15 protein-coding genes and 1 pseudogene are annotated in these 16,680 nt (G+C 73.5%); 12 read left to right on the top strand and 4 right to left on the bottom strand.

The genetic code is table 11. The features are described from left to right. Positions 1-554, bottom strand: a 554-nt coding sequence (locus VHA72_RS05345; RefSeq protein ID WP_325573409.1) for a TetR family transcriptional regulator, incomplete at its 3' end; no start/stop codon positions are given. Positions 555-630: 76 nt separating this feature from the next. Between VHA72_RS05345 and VHA72_RS05340 the strand changes: the two genes are divergently transcribed. The 7 genes from VHA72_RS05340 to VHA72_RS05310 all read left to right on the top strand — a co-directional run bounded on the left by VHA72_RS05340 (position 631) and on the right by VHA72_RS05310 (position 7,073). After that, a complete protein-coding gene (locus VHA72_RS05340) occupies positions 631-1,503 on the top strand; it encodes an SDR family oxidoreductase (RefSeq protein ID WP_325573408.1) in 873 nt (290 codons plus the stop codon). Between the two features lie 28 nt (positions 1,504-1,531). Continuing rightward, positions 1,532-2,779, top strand: a complete 1,248-nt coding sequence (locus tag VHA72_RS05335; protein WP_325573407.1) for an MFS transporter — start codon at positions 1,532-1,534, stop codon at positions 2,777-2,779. Positions 2,780-2,818: 39 nt separating this feature from the next. After that, positions 2,819-3,925: a permease gene (locus VHA72_RS05330; protein WP_325573406.1), complete on the top strand. Its 1,107-nt coding sequence runs from the start codon at positions 2,819-2,821 to the stop codon at positions 3,923-3,925. A gap of 226 nt (positions 3,926-4,151) precedes the next feature. Next, positions 4,152-5,237, top strand: a complete 1,086-nt coding sequence (locus VHA72_RS05325) for an S-(hydroxymethyl)mycothiol dehydrogenase (protein ID WP_325573405.1) — start codon at positions 4,152-4,154, stop codon at positions 5,235-5,237. Positions 5,238-5,286: 49 nt separating this feature from the next. Further along, the gene (locus tag VHA72_RS05320) at positions 5,287-5,916 is read left to right on the top strand and encodes an MBL fold metallo-hydrolase (RefSeq protein ID WP_325573404.1); all 630 of its coding nucleotides are present in this window, start codon (positions 5,287-5,289) and stop codon (positions 5,914-5,916) included. Between the two features lie 18 nt (positions 5,917-5,934). Continuing rightward, positions 5,935-6,882, top strand: coding sequence for an iron-containing redox enzyme family protein (locus VHA72_RS05315; protein ID WP_325573403.1), 948 nt, complete (start codon positions 5,935-5,937; stop codon positions 6,880-6,882). Then, positions 6,879-7,073: a CDGSH iron-sulfur domain-containing protein gene (locus VHA72_RS05310; RefSeq protein WP_325573402.1), complete on the top strand. Its 195-nt coding sequence runs from the start codon at positions 6,879-6,881 to the stop codon at positions 7,071-7,073. Before VHA72_RS05315 ends, VHA72_RS05310 begins: the two co-directional genes overlap by 4 nt. 118 nt (positions 7,074-7,191) lie before the next feature. On the opposite strand, the gene VHA72_RS05305 is transcribed toward VHA72_RS05310, so the two are convergent. Further along, positions 7,192-9,336: a catalase gene (locus VHA72_RS05305; protein ID WP_325573401.1), complete on the bottom strand. Its 2,145-nt coding sequence runs from the start codon at positions 9,334-9,336 to the stop codon at positions 7,192-7,194. Positions 9,337-9,856: 520 nt separating this feature from the next. Between VHA72_RS05305 and VHA72_RS16505 the strand changes: the two are divergent. Together VHA72_RS16505 and VHA72_RS05295 are read left to right on the top strand one after the other, a co-directional pair. After that, positions 9,857-10,432 (top strand): annotated as a pseudogene (locus VHA72_RS16505) (cytochrome P450); the annotation flags it as partial. A 63-nt stretch (positions 10,433-10,495) separates the two neighbouring features. Next, positions 10,496-10,624, top strand: coding sequence for a hypothetical protein (locus tag VHA72_RS05295; protein ID WP_325573399.1), 129 nt, complete (start codon positions 10,496-10,498; stop codon positions 10,622-10,624). A 6-nt stretch (positions 10,625-10,630) separates the two neighbouring features. Here the strand turns inward: VHA72_RS05295 and VHA72_RS05290 are convergent, their stop codons facing one another. Then, positions 10,631-11,458 (bottom strand): glycosyltransferase family 2 protein, encoded by an 828-nt coding sequence (locus VHA72_RS05290; RefSeq protein ID WP_325573398.1) that lies wholly within the window; start codon positions 11,456-11,458, stop codon positions 10,631-10,633. Further along, positions 11,455-12,426 (bottom strand): glycosyltransferase, encoded by a 972-nt coding sequence (locus tag VHA72_RS05285; protein WP_325573397.1) that lies wholly within the window; start codon positions 12,424-12,426, stop codon positions 11,455-11,457. Before VHA72_RS05285 ends, VHA72_RS05290 begins: the two co-directional genes overlap by 4 nt. 57 nt (positions 12,427-12,483) lie before the next feature. Between VHA72_RS05285 and VHA72_RS05280 the strand changes: the two genes are divergently transcribed. Genes VHA72_RS05280 through VHA72_RS05270 form a run of 3 tightly spaced genes read left to right on the top strand, consistent with a single transcriptional unit; the run spans position 12,484 to position 16,666 of the window. Further along, positions 12,484-14,136, top strand: a complete 1,653-nt coding sequence (locus VHA72_RS05280) for a carbamoyltransferase family protein (RefSeq protein WP_325573396.1) — start codon at positions 12,484-12,486, stop codon at positions 14,134-14,136. After that, positions 14,133-15,644 (top strand): HAD-IIIA family hydrolase, encoded by a 1,512-nt coding sequence (locus tag VHA72_RS05275; protein WP_325573395.1) that lies wholly within the window; start codon positions 14,133-14,135, stop codon positions 15,642-15,644. Before VHA72_RS05280 ends, VHA72_RS05275 begins: the two co-directional genes overlap by 4 nt. Beyond that, positions 15,641-16,666 carry a glycosyltransferase family 9 protein gene (locus VHA72_RS05270; RefSeq protein ID WP_325573394.1) on the top strand — a complete coding sequence of 342 codons (1,026 nt, stop codon included), beginning with the start codon at positions 15,641-15,643 and terminating at the stop codon, positions 16,664-16,666. Before VHA72_RS05275 ends, VHA72_RS05270 begins: the two co-directional genes overlap by 4 nt. Positions 16,667-16,680: the final 14 nt, after the last annotated feature.

Below are 16,680 nucleotides of genomic sequence, written 5' to 3'. Positions count from 1 at the left end.
AGCAGCGCCCGCAGCTGCGCCAGGATCTCCCGCTGGAGCGTGTCGAAGGAGCCGGTCTGGCCGGGGGCGATCCAGGCGGCGAAGGTACGGCGGAAGACACTGACACCGGCCTCGGCGGCGAGGGCGGCGGTGGTCTCCTCGACCCCGCGGTCCACCAGGGCGGCGGTGAGGGTGGTGGCGAGGGCTGACATCTTGTGCTGCTCGCGCTCGGCCAGCGCGGGGTTGGCCGCGATGATCTCCTGGCGGGCCCGTGACCACGCTCGCTTCTCGTCGGGGAAGAACCCGGCGGCGTTCTCCAGCGCGGCGGCGACCAGGTCCATCGGCGCGGTCGCGGAGGAGCCGGCCAGGCCGGTGAGGAAGAGTGCCTCGAAGTCGTCCTGGCCGGCGAAGAGCACCTCGCGCTTGTCGGCGTAGTAGCGGAAGAACGTGCGCTCGGTCAGGCCGGCCGCGGCCGCGATCTCCGCGACGGTGGTCCGCTCGAAGCCCTGGGACGCGAACAGCCCCAGGGCGGCGTCGGCCAGCCGCTCCCGCGATCCGGACTCCCAGCGAGGCATGGCCCAAGCATAGTGATGACAGTGTCTGACATGCCGTGCTACCGTCGATGTCAGACACTGACATCAAGGAGTTGACATGCGCGTATTCGTCACCGGAGCCAGCGGCTGGATCGGCTCGGCCGTCGTCGACGAGCTGCTGGCCGCCGGCCACGAGGTGGTCGGACTGGCCCGTTCCGAGGCCTCGGCCGCCTCGATCCGGGCCAAGGGGGCCGTCGTCCTGTCCGGCGACCTGGACGACCTCGCCACGCTGCGCCGCGGGGCGCAGGAGGCGGAGGCCGTGGTCCACCTGGCCAACAAGCACGACTGGGCCAACCCGGCCGAGTCCAACCGTGCCGAGCGCGCCGCGGTCGAGACGATCGCCGAGGCGCTGATCGGCAGCGACCGGCCGTTCGTGCTCGCCTCCGGCGTGTTGGCCGGGGAGACCGAGCCGTCGCCGTTCGTCGGGCCGGACTCGCTGCGCGGTGGCAGTGAGAACCGCGCGTTCGACTTCATCGATCGGGGTGTGCGGGCCATCGCGGCCCGGTTCGCGCCGACCACGCACGGCATGGGCGACCACGGGTTCGTGCGCTACCTCGCCGACGTCGCGCGGCGTACCGGCGTGGCTGCGTACGTCGGCGACGGCACGCACGGCTGGGCCGCCGTCCACCGCACCGACGCCGCCCGGCTGGTCCGGATCGGCCTCGAGCAGGCACCCGCCGGGGCGCGGCTGCATGCCGTGGCCGAGGACGCCGTACCCACCAAGGAGATCGCCGCCGCGATCGGCACCCGGCTCGGGTTGCCCACCACGTCGGTGTCGCCCGAGCAGGCCGGGGAGCACTTCGGGTTCATCGGGCAGTTCTTCGGGCGCGACATGTCCTCCACCAGCGCGCTGACCCGGGCCACCTACGGCTGGACGCCGACCGGCCCGACGCTGCTGGAGGACATCGCGGCCGGAGCCTACGACGACTGAGACATGCCTGCCCGGGTAACGGCCCCGGGTGAGCCGTCTCGATCGCGACCAGCGCAATGCGTTCCTCGCGGCCCTGCTGGGCTGGACGATGGACGCCTTCGACTACTTCATCGTCGTCCTCGTCTACGCCGACATCGCCACCGACTTCGGCGTCTCGAAGGAGAAGGTCGCGTTCCTCACCACCGCGACGCTGCTGATGAGGCCGGTCGGCGCGCTGCTCTTCGGGCTGTGGGCCGACCGGGTCGGTCGGCGGGTGCCGCTGATCGTGGACGTGCTGTTCTACTCGGTCGTCGGCTTCGCGTGCGCCTTCGCGCCCAACCTCAGCGTGCTGATCGTGCTGCGCTTCCTCTACGGCATCGGCATGGGCGGCGAGTGGGGACTGGGCGCGGCACTGGCGATGGAGAAGATCCCCGTCGAGCGGCGCGGGTTCTTCTCCGGGCTGCTGCAGGAGGGCTACTCCTTCGGCTACCTGCTTGCCGCGGCGGCGTACCTCCTCCTGCACGAGGCCTTCGACCTGTCCTGGCGCTGGCTGTTCGCGCTCTCCATCGTGCCCGCCCTGATCAGCCTGCTGATCCGGACCCGGGTCGAGGAGTCGCAGGTGTGGGAGCAGAGCCGGGAGGCGATGCGGGTGACCAGGACGAGCTTCCGCGACGTCCTGCTCGACGCCAGGATCCTGCGCCGGTTCGTCTACCTGATCATCCTGATGACGGCGTTCAACTGGATGAGCCATGGCACCCAGGACGTCTACCCGACGTTCCTCAAGGCCACCGACCAGGGCGGCGCGGGGCTCTCGGAGACGACCGCGCTGGTGATAGCGATGATCTACAACGTCGGCGCGATCGTCGGCGGGCTGGTCTTCGGCACGCTCTCGCAGCGCTTCGGCCGGCGCTACACGATCGCGTTCTGTGCGGTGCTCGGGCTGCCGGTCGTGCCCCTGTTCGCCTACTCGAGCACCGCCGGGTGGCTGTGCCTGGGGTCGTTCCTGATGCAGCTGTTCGTGCAGGGCGCATGGGGCGTCATCCCCGCGCACCTCACCGAGATGTCGCCGGACGCGATCCGTGGCTTCTATCCCGGCGTGACCTATCAGCTCGGCAACCTGCTGGCCGCGCTCAACCTGCCGATCCAGGAGCACCTGGCCAGCGCGCATTCCTATCCGTTCGCGCTCGCCGTCACGATCGTCCCGGTGCTCATCGTGGTCGCCGCGGTGACCTTGGTGGGCAAGGAGGCGCGAGGCATCGCCTTCGGCAGTACGGCGACCAGAGCCCCGGCCGGCTGATCGTTGTCTAGTCGAGGCGCGCGCGGGTATCGGTAGCGCGTGAGCGCCGAGCCCCTCGTCGTACCGGACCCCGATCGCCGCCGTGCCCTGCTGACCGGGATGATCGGAGTGGCCGTCTTGGCCGTGCTGCTGATCTTGGGTCTGATGTGGGCCAAGTGGCTGCCCTACCTGGCCAAGGCGGGCACCCTCTCCGACACCCGGACATGGTCCGGCTCCCCGATCTTCTCGGCCGCCGGCCAGGCCGGTTCGGCGCCTTCGGTGACCGGCGCGCTGCGCTTCGCGCGGGACTACGGCGAGGCGATCTGGCGAGCGCTGCTGGTGGCGCTGCTGGTCGCCGCGGCCGTCGACGCGCTGGTGCCCAGGAACTGGCTGCTGGCGGTGCTCGGCCGGCGTGGCCGGGGCGCCCAGGTGCTCTCCGGCGGCCTCGCGTCGCTGCCCAGCATGATGTGCACCTGCTGCACCGCGCCGGTCGCGGTCGGGCTGCGCCGTCGCGGCACGCCGCTGGCCGCCAGCCTGGCGTACTGGCTGGGCAACCCGCTGCTCAACCCCGCCGTCCTGGTCTTCCTCGCCCTGGTGCTGCCGTGGCCGTACGTCGCCACCCGCATCGTCGTCGGGGCCGCCCTCGTCTTCGGCGCCTCGGCGCTGCTGGCCCGGCTCCTGGAGCGCTCGCCGTCGGGCGCGGCGTCGACCGTGGTCGCGTCGGACGAGGGCCGGGCCGCGGTCGAGGACTCGCCGCGGCTGCGCGACCTGCCGCCGCGCTACCTGCGTTCGCTGGCCCGTTTCACGCTGGTGCTGGTGCCCGAGTACGCCGTCGTCGTCCTGGCGCTCGGCGTGGTGAGCGCGACGCTCTCCGACTTCGGTGGCCTGGCGCATCGGCTGGGCCTGCTCGCGGTCGTGCTGGCCGCCGTGGTGGCCACGCTGCTGGTGATCCCGACGGGTGGCGAGATCCCGGTCATCCTCGCCGCGCTGAGCGCCGGCGCCGGGCTGGGCATGGCTGGCGTCCTGCTGGTCGCGTTGCCGGCGCTGTCGCTGCCCTCGATGGTGATGGTGGGACGAGCACTCGGCTGGCGGGCGACCTGGGCGAGTGCGGGGGTGGTGCTCGTCGGTGGGCTGGTCTCCGGGGCGCTGCTCGCGGTGCTCGGCTGACAGCCGTCCCGGCCCGGGGGCTTCCTGATCGGTGACCTTGCGGGGGTAGTTCGGGGAGAAACGGTCTATTACTCGCCGGTATTGCGACCGTTACTCCCCGAACTACCCCGCCATGCGCGGCCCCGGGGATGAACCTGGCGGCACTGTCGGCGAGCCGGGGTAACGTCGCTTGCGCCGCATCGGTCACGGCCAGGCTGACCGGTCGGGCGGAGGCGAAGGAGTGCAGATGCAGCAGGTGAAGGCGGTCGTGGCCCGCGCCCAGGGTGCGCCGGTGGAGTTGGTCACGATCAACGTGCCCGACCCGGGACCGGGCGAGGCCGTGGTGAAGGTGCAGGCGTGCGGGGTCTGCCACACCGACCTGCACTACCGCGAGGGTGGCATCAACGACGAGTTCCCGTTCCTGCTCGGCCACGAGGCCGCCGGTGTGGTCGAGGCGGTCGGGCCCGGCGTGACGGAGGTGGCGCCCGGTGACTTCGTGATCCTCAACTGGCGCGCGGTCTGCGGCCGGTGCCGGGCGTGCAGCCGCGGTGAGCCGTGGTACTGCTTCGCCACCCACAACGCCAGCCAGAAGATGACGCTCGAGGATGGCACCGAGCTGACCCCGGCGCTGGGCATCGGGGCGTTCGCGGAGAAGACCCTGGTCGCCGCCGGCCAGTGCACCAAGGTCGATCCCGCTGCCCGCCCGGCGGCGGTCGGCCTGCTCGGCTGCGGCGTGATGGCCGGCATCGGCGCTGCCATCAACACCGGTGGTGTCACCCGCGGGAAGTCGGTGGCGGTGATCGGCTGCGGCGGGGTCGGAGTCGCGGCGATCGCCGGCTCCGCGCTGGCTGGGGCGAGCCCGATCATCGCCGTCGACATCGACGCGAAGAAGCTGGAGACCGCCACGCGGCTGGGCGCCACCCACACCGTGGACTCCTCGGCCACCGACCCGGTGGCGGCGATCCAGGAGCTGACCGGCGGGTTCGGCGCCGACGTGGTGATCGAGGCCGTCGGGCGCCCGGAGACGTGGAAGCAGGCATTCTATGCCCGCGACCTGGCCGGGACCGTGGTGCTGGTCGGCGTACCGACCCCGGAGATGAAGGTGCCCGACCTCCCGCTGATCGACGTCTTCGGTCGCGGCGGGGCGCTCAAGTCCAGCTGGTACGGCGACTGCCTGCCCAGCCGCGACTTCCCGATGCTGGTCGATCTCTACCAGCAGGGCCGCCTCGACCTGGACGCGTTCGTGTCCGAGGAGATCGGCATCGGCGACATCGAGGCCGCGTTCGAGAAGATGCACCACGGCGACGTGCTGCGCAGCGTGGTGGTGCTGTGATGCACCCGGTCCGGATGCTCGCTCCGCTCCGCTTCGGACGGGGGTCCCGGTGACCGCGCGGGTGGACCACGGCGTCACCTCGGGGACATTCAGCCTCGACGGCGAGTCGTTCGACGTGGAGAACAACGTCTGGGTGGTCGGCGATGACGAGGAGTGCCTGGTGATCGACGCCCCGCACGACGTCAACGCGATCCTGGCCGTCGTCGGGGGGCGCCGGGTTCGGGCGATCGTGTGCACGCATGCGCACGACGACCACGTCCGGGTCGCGCCCGCCCTGCGGGAGAGAGTGGTGGCCCCGATCCTGCTGCATCCCGACGACCGGCCGCTGTGGGAGCTGACCCACGGCGGCCCGGACGACCCGACAGGCGAGCTGTGGGACGTCGACCTGGCCGACGACCAGGAGCTCGCGGTGGCCGGCACCACGCTGCGGGTGCTGCACACGCCCGGCCACGCCCCGGGCGCGGTGTGCCTCTACGCGCCCGAGCTGGGCTGCGTCTTCACCGGAGACACGCTCTTCCATGGCGGGCCGGGTGCCACCGGCCGCTCCTTCAGCGACCGGCCGACGCTGGAGGCGTCGATCCGGGCCAGGCTGTTCGCGCTGCCCGACGCCACGGTCGTCCACACCGGCCACGGCGAGGACACCACGATCGGCGCGGAGCGGGAGTCGCTGGGCGACTGAGCGGGTACCGGCCGCGCCATGACGACGCTGCCCAAGCCCCGCGGTCCACTCAGTGAGGAGGTCATCGCCGCCCTCGACACCGGCCGGGTCGACTCCCTCGACGTGGCGCGGGTCGGCGACCCCGAGGACGCCGCGCTGACCCTCTGGCTCCTCGACGAGCTCTGCTACCGCGGCCTGGCCGGCGTCGACGATCGGCTCGAGCACGAGCCGGCGCTGGTGGCGGTGCGGCGGGCGTTGGAGGACGACCTCGAGTCCCGGCTGCGCGCGCGCTGGCCCGGAGTGCCGGCGTACGACGGTGACGTCGCGGAGGCTCTGTTCGCCATGATCGAGGAACACGATGGCCCGTCGCTGGCGCGGTATGTGCAGACCGAGGCGACCGCCGACCAGGTGCTCGAGCTGCTGCGCTGCCGCTCGCTCTACCACCTCAAGGAGTCCGATCCGGTCTCCTGGGCTATCCCGCGGCTGCCGGTCGCGCCCCGGGCGGCGCTGGCCGAGTTGCAGTACGACGAGTACGGCGCCGGTCGGCCCGACCGGCTGCACGCCCGGCTCTTCGCCGACGGGATGGCGGCGCTCGGGCTCGACCCGGCCGAGGGCGCGTACCTCGAGCAGGCGCCGCTGGCGGTGCTGGAGCAGAACAACGCGATGAGCCTCTTCGGCCTCAACCGCCGGCTGCGGGGTGCGGCGGTGGGCCACCTGGCGGCGTTCGAGGCGACCAGCTCCTTGCCCTGCCGCCGGATGGTGCAGGGCCTGGACCGGCTCGGCATGGCGCCCGAGATGCAGGCCTACTACGAGGAGCACGTCCAGGCCGACGCGGTGCACGAGCAGCTCGCCGTCCGGGCGATCTGCGCGCCGCTGATCGAGGCGGAGCCCCAGACCGAGCCCGACGTGTGGTTCGGTGCGTTCAGCTGCCTGGACCTGGAGGACCGGGTGGCGTCGTACCTCCTGCAGCGCTGGGACGTCGCATGAGCACCCCCGACGTGATCGTGTGCGCCGGCGGCCCGCTGCTGATCCGCGGCGAGCACGTGGTGCGTGACGAGGACGGCACCGAGCACGCCACCACCCGCCCGATCTCGGCGGTGTGCCGCTGCGGCAGCTCGGCGACCAAGCCGTGGTGCGACGGCACCCACAAGGTGATGCCGGAGAAGAACAGACCCTGAGCGAGCACCCCGTGGGTGGCGAAGAGACAGTCCGGGGCGGTCACCAGTCAGACTGATGTGCGCCCCGGACCATCTCCGGACCATCTCCGGACCATCTCCGGGCCATTTTCGGGCCGACTCAGCCAACCCGCTCCCACGCCCGATGCTTGGCCAACAGCCCGGCCAGCTCGGTGAGCACCTGCTCGCCGGAGTCGCCGACGACCACGCCGGGGGCTGCGGCGTCGACCGCGGCGGCCGTCAGCGCGGCATCGCCGTCACCCCAGGCGCCGATCGCCTTCGCCTGCCGGAAGACCTCCTGCACCAGCAGGGTGACGCGTGGGTCATCGGCGTGCGCGGCGATCCCACCGGCGAGCAGCACCGCGTCGTACTCGATCGACCTGGCGGTGTCGAACGAGCGCTGCAACGGGATCCCGGACGGCAGCTGCCCACCGGTGGGGCCGATCAGCAGCGGCACCATGCCGGCGTCGAAGATCGCCTGCCGGATCGCGGCGACCTCGTCCTGTGGGCAGTCCGGGCAGGTCACCACGCCGATCACCCGGCCGTCGACCGGCCAGCTCTCGCCGACCATCGACAGCGCGGGGCTGGGGTCGGCGTCCGGCACCGACTCCGAGGCGGCCGGCGCCGGCAGACCGAGGTTGGCCGCCACCCGCGAGCACAGCTCGGCGTCGATGTTGGCCAGGCACTGCAGCTGCCGCTCCTTGATCGTCTGCTCGTAGCACTTGCCCAGCTCGAAGGAGTAGGCCAGCACGATGTGGTCCTGCTCGATCGGCGTCATCGACCGCCAGAACAGCCGCACCTGGCTGAAGTGGTCGTCGAACGACGCCGCCTGCGCCCGGGTCTTCGGCGCCGCGGCCACCTCCACCGGCGCCTCGACGAAGGCCCGGTCATCGGCACCGGAGGCGTGGAAGGGGCAGCCGCCGTCCAGCGAGTTGGGTCGGTACGGCGCCACGCCCCGGTGCACCGCGTCTTGGTGGAAGCCGTCGCGCAGCATGTCGTTGACGGGCGCGTGCGGCCGGTTGATCGGGATCTGGTTGAAGTTGGGCCCGCCCAGCCGGGTCAGCTGGGTGTCGATGTAGGAGAACAGCCGGGCCTGCAGGAGGGCGTCGTCGGTGACGTCGATGCCACGCACCAGGTTGCCGGGGTGGAAGGCCACCTGCTCGGTCTCGGCGAAGTAGTTCGACGGGTTGCGGTTGAGCTGGAGCAGCCCGATCGGCTGCACCGGCGCCAGCTCCTCCGGAACGATCTTGGTCGGGTCGAGCAGGTCGATCCCGGCGAACATCTGGTCGGGCTCGTCCGGGAAGACCTGGATGCCCAGCTCCCACTCGGGGTAGGCGCCGGCCTCGATCGCGTCGGCCAGATCGCGGCGATGGAAGTCCGGGTCGAAGCCGCAGGTCAGCTGCGCCTCCTCCCAGGTCTGGGCATGCACGCCGAGCCGGGGCTTCCAGTGGAACTTCACCAGCGACGTCTCACCGGCGGCGTTGATCATCCGGAAGGTGTGGATGCCAAAGCCCTCCATCATCCGGAAGGAGCGCGGGATGCCGCGGTCGGACATGTTCCACATGGTGTGGGCCTGCGCCTCGGTGTGCAGCGAGACGAAGTCCCAGAACGTGTCGTGTGCACTCTGCGCCTGCGGGATCTCCCGGTCCGGGTGCGGCTTGCCGGCGTGGATGATGTCGGGGAACTTGATCCCGTCTTGGATGAAGAAGACCGGGATGTTGTTGCCGACGAGGTCGAAGATCCCCTCGGCGGTGTAGAACTTCGTCGCGAACCCACGCGTGTCGCGCACCGTGTCGGCCGACCCGCGCGAGCCGAGCACGGTGGAGAACCGGGTGAAGACCGGCGTCTGGACGTCCTTGTCGAGGAACGCCGCGCAGGTCACCTCGGCCGCCGTGCCGTACCCGGTGAAGACCCCGTGTGCGGCCGCGCCGCGAGCGTGGACGACGCGCTCGGGGATGCGCTCGTGGTCGAAGTGGGTGATCTTCTCGCGCAGATGGTGGTCCTGCAGCAGCGTCGGGCCACGTTCGCCGGCCTTGAGGGAATGGTCGGTGTCGCGCAACCGGGCGCCGACCGACGTGGTCAGCCACTCGCCCTGCTGGGCGTTGACCGCCTGGTCCTCGTTGGCGACCGCACCCGACGGCGTACGGACGTCGGGGCCGGTCTGGTCGGCCTTGGGCTCGAGCGGCTCGCGTGGGGTGGTCGGCTCCTCGAGCGTGGGCGGCTCGGGTGCGGGTGCGCCGGGAACGGCGTGGGACTTGTCGGGCATGGGGTCTCCTTAGACGGATCGGGGTCAGGGGTCCCGTACCCGTCGTCTCGCCGCCCAACGCGGGGTCCGGGCGCTCGACTCGGCGCTCGGCTGGGTACCGGCCGGCCATGGCGGATCTGGCATGGCGGTTGTGGCGTGACGGCTACCGGGCGCTGCCGGAGGAGCGCGCCCGGCACGACGGTGCCGACACCTTCGAGACCCGGCTGCTGGGCCGGCGCGCCCTGGTGGTGCGCGGCCCGGCGGGCGCCCGGCTGTTCTACGACACCTCGGTGATCCGGCGGTACGACGCGATCCCCGCGCCGCTGGCGAGCCTGCTCTTCGGCGCCGGCGCGGTGCACGGACTCGACGATGCCGAGCACGCCGCACGCAAGTCGATGTTCCTCGGTCTGCTCACGCCGGAGCGGATCGCCCCGCTGGTGACGGCGGTGGAGCGCGAGCTGGCCCGGCGTGCGGCACGTTGGCGCGGCCGGGTGGTCGTCTTCGACGAGCTCGTCGAGGTGTACGGCACCGCGGTGCTTCCGTGGGCCGGCATCTCGTGCTCGCGGCGCCGGGCCGCCCGGCTGGCGAGACGGCTGGCCCGGATCGTGGACGGATTCGGCGGCGTCCCGACGGCGTACGCCCGCGGCTGGGCCGCCCGGATCGCGGCCAACCGGTGGGCGCGACGGCTGGTGGAGTCGGTCCGCATCGGCGAGACGATCCCGCCGGCCGGCAGCGTCCTGGCCGTCATCGCCGGCTCCGACCTGCCGGCGTCGGTGGCGGCCGTGGAGCTGATCAACGTGCTGCGGCCGACCGTGGCGGTGGCCGGCCTGGCACGTTCGTCGCGGTGGCCCTGGCCGAGCACCGGCAGTGGCGCGAGCTGCTCGGCGACGCGCAGCGGCGGGTGGCGTTCGCGCACGAGGTCCGCCGCCGCTACCCGTTCGTGCCGGCCCTCGCGGGGCGGGTACGGCGCGACGCGGACGCTCTCGGCCGCCATCTCAACGCCGGCGATCGGGTGGTCCTCGACGTGGTCGGCACCGACCACGACCCGCAGACCTGGCCCGATCCGGAGGACTTCCTGCCGAGCCGGTTCGCCCGCGGCGAACCGGACCCCTACGAGCTGGTGCCCCAGGGTGGCGGCGACGCCCGCACCGGTCACCGCTGCCCGGGCGAGCCGCTGACGGTGCGGCTGCTCGCCGCGACCGCCGGCGTGCTCGCGGGCGTCGACTTCGCGCCGATCGACACCTCCTACGACGTCACCCGGATCCCGACCCTGCCGCCGCGCGGGCTGCGCGTCCTGGTGTCGCGCTGAGCACCCTCAGCCCAACCGAGCCCGGGCCGCCTCGACCGAGGCCGGCAGCCGTCGCCGACGGCGCAGTGCCAGCGGGGAGCGGAGCAGTGCCCAGCCGAGGCCGAGGCGGGCGCCGGTGTCGCCGCGCAGCTGGTCGAGCGCGGTGGTGGCCACCACCGGCCAGGGCCGGCGCAGCAGCGTGGTGAGCATCCGGTTGCGCTCCTCGAGCGCCCGGCGGCGCAGCGTGGTCGCCCGGCTGGTGGAGGGATGGTGGTGGGCGACGACGCCCGCGGCGTACACCAGTGCCCAGCCGGCCGCCGCCAGGTCGAGGGCGAGCCGCTCCTCCTCGCCGGGGAAGACCACCACCGGGTCGAAGCCGCCGGCGGCGAGGAACGCACTGCGCCGGACCACCGCGCCGCAGGCGACGAAGCCGAGCACGTGCGGGCCGGGCAGATCCGGGTCGCGCCCCAGCGGCGCCGCGGCCATCGCCGTACAGGTGGGGTCGAGCCGCTGGTCGTCTCCGACCAGCACCCGCGCGGCGACCAGCCCCAGCCGCGGGTGCTCGTCGAGCAGCCGCACCGCCTCGTCCAGCGCGCCGGGTGCCCACCACGAGTCGTCGTCGGCGAAGGCGACGTACGGCGTGGTGGCGGCCTCCACGCCGATGTTGCGGGCCACCGCGCCGCGGTTCGCCCCGAGCTCGATGACGCGGACGGCGCCGAAGTGCTCCCGCACCCGTCGCGGGGTGTCGTCGACCGAGCCGTTGTCGACCAGGATCACCGGGTCGCGGTGGCGGGGGAGCGACCAGGCCAGGTCGGGCCAGCGGTCGCGGGTGACCACGACGGTCGTGACCGTCACGAGCCGGCCACCCCGGCCACCCCGGCGACCCCGGCCAGCAACGCGTCCCAGTCGGCCAGGAACCGCTTGAGGCCGTAGTGCGCCAGCGCGTGCTCACGCGCCGCCTCGCCGGCCGACCGGGCATCGGCCGGCGAGTCGATGAAGTGACGCACCGCGTCGACCAGCTCGGATCGCCGAGTGGTGACCACCCCGGCCGCCGGTGGCACCGCGAACGGCGCCTCGGTGGTGCCGAGCGCCACCACCGGCATGCCCAGATGCATCGCCTCCAGCAGCGAGAGCCCGAGCGAGGTCCAGCGGGACAGGTGCACGTAGACCCGCCGCCGGGCCAGCTCGGCGTGCATCGCCTCCTGCGGCAGGTCCTCGTACGTCGCCACGCCCGGCACCGCCGGCAACTGCGCGACCCGCATCCCGAAGACGTCCACCCCGCAGGCCGCGGCGACCGCGGGGATCAGGTCGGTGCCGACGAACCGGCCGCGCCGCACCGGGTCGTTGACGACCACCGCGGCCCGACCCAGCTCCCCGGTGTAGCGATGCCCCGGGTCGACGATGCCGTGCTCGATCACCGTCGTGCGGGCGCCGGCGCAGTCCCACATCAGCTCGTTGAACCCGGTCACGTGCACGATCGGGATCTCGCCCTGGCCGGCGAGCGGATGAGGCGTGTCGGGTACGGCGCCGGCCGGGGTGTTGTGCTCGACGTACACCGCCGGCACGTCGCGCCCCGGGCGCCGGCCGAGCCAGCGCCGCGCCAGGTCGAGCTCGTGCGGCCGCTGTAGCACCACCAGGTCGACCGGCGTCCGCGCGAGCGTCTCGGGCGCCACCTCCACCACGCTGTCCGGCCAGTCCCAGGTGCGGGCGCGACCGAGGCCGTCGGGGCCGCGGTCGGGTGTGGTCGGGAGCAGGTAGTCGTGGCCGCCCTGGACGAACGCGGTGGTCCAGGAGCCGTGCACGTGCCACATCAGGATCCTCACGACACGCCGGTAACCGCCGCGACGTTTGCCGAAGCGCTTCCTCGGCCACCGAGCCCGATGAAGGTTCTCGGAATCAACGCGCTCTTCCACGATCCGAGCGCTGCCCTGGTGGTGGACGGCGGCACCGTCGCGGCCGCGGAGGAGGAGCGCTTCTCCCGCCGCAAGCACGGCCACCGTCCGGTCCCGTTCGCCGCCTGGGAGCTGCCCGAGCAGGCGGCGCGCTGGTGCCTGGCCAGCGCCGGGCTCGAGCCGACGGACCTGGATGCGGTCACCTACTCCTACGACGTGCGACTGGCGCGGCCCGCCGACGAGATGGGCCTGCACGACCCGTGGGACCACCTGCGCCAGACCTACGCCCGGCAGGCGCCGGAGTTCCTGGCCACCGCCCTGCCGGGGCTGGACCCGGCCGACGTGACGTTCGTGCCGCATCACGTCGCGCATGCCGCGTCGGCCGCGCTGGCCGCGCCGTACGACGCTCTGCTCGATGCCGGGGGCGTGGACGTGCTGGTGCTCGACGGCCGCGGCGAGTGCGCCAGTCACCTGGCCGGCACCTACGAGCGGGGCCGGCTGACCACCCACCGCACCCAGGAGCTGCCGCACTCGCTCGGCCTGCTCTACGAGGACCTCACCGAGCATCTGGGGTTCCTGCGCTCCAGCGACGAGTACAAGGTGATGGCGATGGCCTCCTACGGCGAGCCGCGCTTCCTCACCGAGCTGCGCCGGCGAGTGCGGACCAGCCCCGAGGGCGGCTTCGTCACCGAGCGGATCGACTGGGACGCGATGGCCAAGCGGCTCGCGCCGGGCGAGCAGTGGAGCCAGGACCACGCCGACCTCGCCGCCAGCGTGCAGCGCCGGCTGGAGGAGGTGCTGCTGGAGCTGGCCCGCTGGCTGCGCGGCCGCACCGGCGGGCGGGTGCTGACCCTGGCCGGCGGCGTCGCGCTCAACTGCGTGGCCAACACGGTCCTCGCCGAGCACAGCGGGTACGACGAGGTCTGGGTGCAGCCCGCCGCCGGCGACGCCGGCACGTCGCTGGGCAGCGCCCTGCACGTGGCCGCGCAGGCCGGTGAGCGGCTGGTCCCGATGCGCGGCGCCGACCTCGGCCGCGGCTGGACCGAGGTCGAGATCGAGGAGCGGCTGCGCACCGCCCGGCTGCGCTACGAGCGGCCCGACGACATCGCCGAGACGGTCGCCGAGTGCCTGGCCGAGGACGGCGTGGTGGCATGGTTCCAGGGGCGCAGCGAGTTCGGACCGCGCGCGCTCGGGCACCGCTCACTGCTGGCGCACCCGGGTCGCCGGGAGAACCTGGAGCGGCTCAACGACGTCAAGGGGCGCGAGCAGTTCCGGCCGGTCGCACCGATGGTGCTGGCGGACCGGGCCGGCGACATCTTCAGCCGCGGGCCGGTGCCCTCGCCGTACATGCTCTTCGTGCACGACGTCGCCCCGCACTGGCGCGACCGGATCCCGGCGGTCGTGCACGTCGACGGCACCGCGCGCATCCAGACCGTCGACGCCGACCAGGAGCCGCTGGTGGCGCGGATGCTGACCGCGTTCGAGCGGCGCACCGGGCTGCCGGTGGTGGTCAACACCAGCCTCAACACCGCCGGCCGGCCGATGGTCGACGACCCCCGGGACGCGCTGGAGTGCTTCGGCTCGGCGCCGGTGGACCTGTTGGCGATCGGACCCTTCGCGGTCAGGCGGCCGACGGCATGACCGCGACCGGGACCACGATCGTCGTGCCAACCATGGGCCGGCCCAGTCTCGACGTGCTCCTGGAGGCGCTGGCCGGCCAGCGGCACCCGGGGGACGCGCCGATCGTGCTGGTGGACGACCGGCCCGACGGCCCGGAGCTGGAGCTCGATGCGCGCGGTCTCGACGTGACGGTGGTCCGCTCCGGTGGTGGCGGTCCGGCGCGGGCGCGCAACCTCGGCTGGCGCCGGGCGCGCACCCCGTGGGTCTCCTTCCTCGACGACGACGTGGTGCCGGACGAGGACTGGTACGAGCTGCTCCGGCACGACCTGCGCACCGATGCGTTGGGCAGCTGCGGCCGGGTCCGGGTGCCGCTGCCCGCCGATCGCCCGGCCACCGACTGGGAGCGCGGTACGGCGGGTCTGGCCGGGGCCCGCTGGATCACCGCCGACCTGTCCTACCGGCGCGAGGCGCTGGCGCGCGTCGGCGGGTTCGACGAGCGCTTCCCACGAGCCTTCCGCGAGGACGCCGACCTGGCGCTGCGGCTGGGCGGGACCCTGGACGAGCGCAGCACGATCACCACCGGCCAGCGCTGGATCACCCATCCGGTCAGGCCGAGCGACGACTGGGCATCGGTGCGGCAACAGGCGGGTAATGCCGACGACATGCTGATGCGACGGCTGCATGGACCCGGCTGGCAGCGACGCGCCGACGCGCCGGTGGGCCGACGGGCCGCCCACGTCGCGACCACCGCCGCCGGCATCGCCGCGGTCGGGGCGCTGGCCCGGGCGGTCCTGCGCCGCCCCCGGCGGGTGAGCCGGACCGCGGCGGCCGCGGCCGGCCTGTGGCTGGCCGGTACGGCGGAGTTCGCCTGGCGGCGGATCGCCCCCGGACCGCGCGACCGCGACGAGGTCCGCCGGATGCTGCTCACCAGCCTGGCCATCCCACCGGCGGCGACCTGGCACACCGCCCGCGGACTGGTCCGCCACCGGAACGCCACGCCGTGGCGCGGGCTGCCCGACCTGGTGCTGCTCGACCGGGACGGCACCGTGGTGCAGGACGTGCCCTACAACGGCGACCCGGCGCGGGTGACCCCGGTCGACGGCGCCAAGGAGGCGCTGGACCGGCTCCGGCACGAGGGCGTCCGGGTGGCACTGGTGACCAACCAGTCCGGCATCGCCCGCGGCCTGATCACGCCTGAGCAGGTGGCGGCGGTCAACGGCCGCGTCGCCGAGCTGCTCGGTCCCTTCGACGGGGTCTACGTCTGCCCGCACGGCCCCGACGACGGCTGCGAGTGCCGCAAGCCCGGCCCCGGGCTGGTCAAGCAGGCGCTCGCCGAGGCCGGGGTGGCGCCGGCCCGGGCGGTGCTGATCGGCGACATCGGCAGCGACCTGGCCGCCGCCGAGGCTGCCGGGGTCGCCGGCGTGCTGGTCCCGACCAGACAGACCCTCCCGGACGAGGTGGCGGCCGCGGACGCGGTGGCCGCCAGCCTGCCTGACGCCATCGACGCGGTGCTGCGAGGTGCCTGGTGAGGACCCTCGCCGTACGTCTCGACAGCCTCGGTGACCTGCTCGTCACCGGGCCGGCCATCCGCGCGCTCGCCGCCGGCAGCGACCACCTGACCCTGCTCTGCGGTCCCCGCGGCCGGGACGTCGCCGACCTGCTCCCCGGCGTCGAGGAGGTGCTGTGCTGGCGTGCCCCCTGGATCGATCCCGAGCCGGACCCGGTCGACCGCGCGGAGGTGGAAGGACTCCGTGCCCGACTGCAGGCCGGTCGCTACGACCGCGCGGTGGTGTTCACGTCGTTCCACCAGTCCGCGCTGCCGACCGCGCTGCTGCTGCGGCTGGCGGGCATGCCCTGGGTCGGCGCGATCAGCGAGGACTACCCCGGCGCCCTGCTCGACCTGCGCCTGACCGGCGTGCCCGACGACATCCCCGAGCACGAGCGCGCGCTGCGGCTGGCCCGCGCCGCCGGTGCCGAGCTCTCGCCCGGGGACGACGGTCTCCCCGCCGTACGGCGCCACCTCGCCGCGCTGCCCGCCGGCGTCGAGCCGCCCTACGTCGTCCTGCACCCCGGCACCTCGGTGCCCGCCCGCGCGTGGTCACCGCAGCGCTACCGGTCCCTGGTCGACCGGCTGGTCGAGCTCGGCCACCGGGTCGTCGTCACCGGCGGGCCGGGGGAGGAGGAGCTGACGGCCTTCGTGGCCGACGGGATCGCCACCGATCTGGGCGGCCGGCTCACCGTGCCGCAGTTGGCCGAGGTGCTCGCCCTCGCCGATGCGGTCGTGGTCGGCAACACCGGTCCCGCCCACCTCGCCGCGGCCGTCCGCACGCCGGTGGTCAGCCTGTACGCGCCGACCGTCCCCGCCGTCCGCTGGCGACCCTACGGCGACCGGGTGGTGCTGCTGGGTGACCAGCATGCCGCCTGCCGTGACACCCGCGCCACGGTCTGCCCCATCCCCGGCCACCCCTGCCTGGACTCGGTGACCCCGGGCGAGGTCGTCGCCGCCGTCACGGCCCTCTGCGGCCAGCCCGCGCCCGTCCTGCCCGTCTGATCCTGGAGGTGTAC

Source organism: Nocardioides sp. (assembly GCF_035547795.1).
Lineage (GTDB): Bacteria > Actinomycetota > Actinomycetes > Propionibacteriales > Nocardioidaceae > Nocardioides.
Note: the sequence above shows the minus strand (reverse complement) of the source record. Positions and strands in the feature narration are given on the sequence as shown.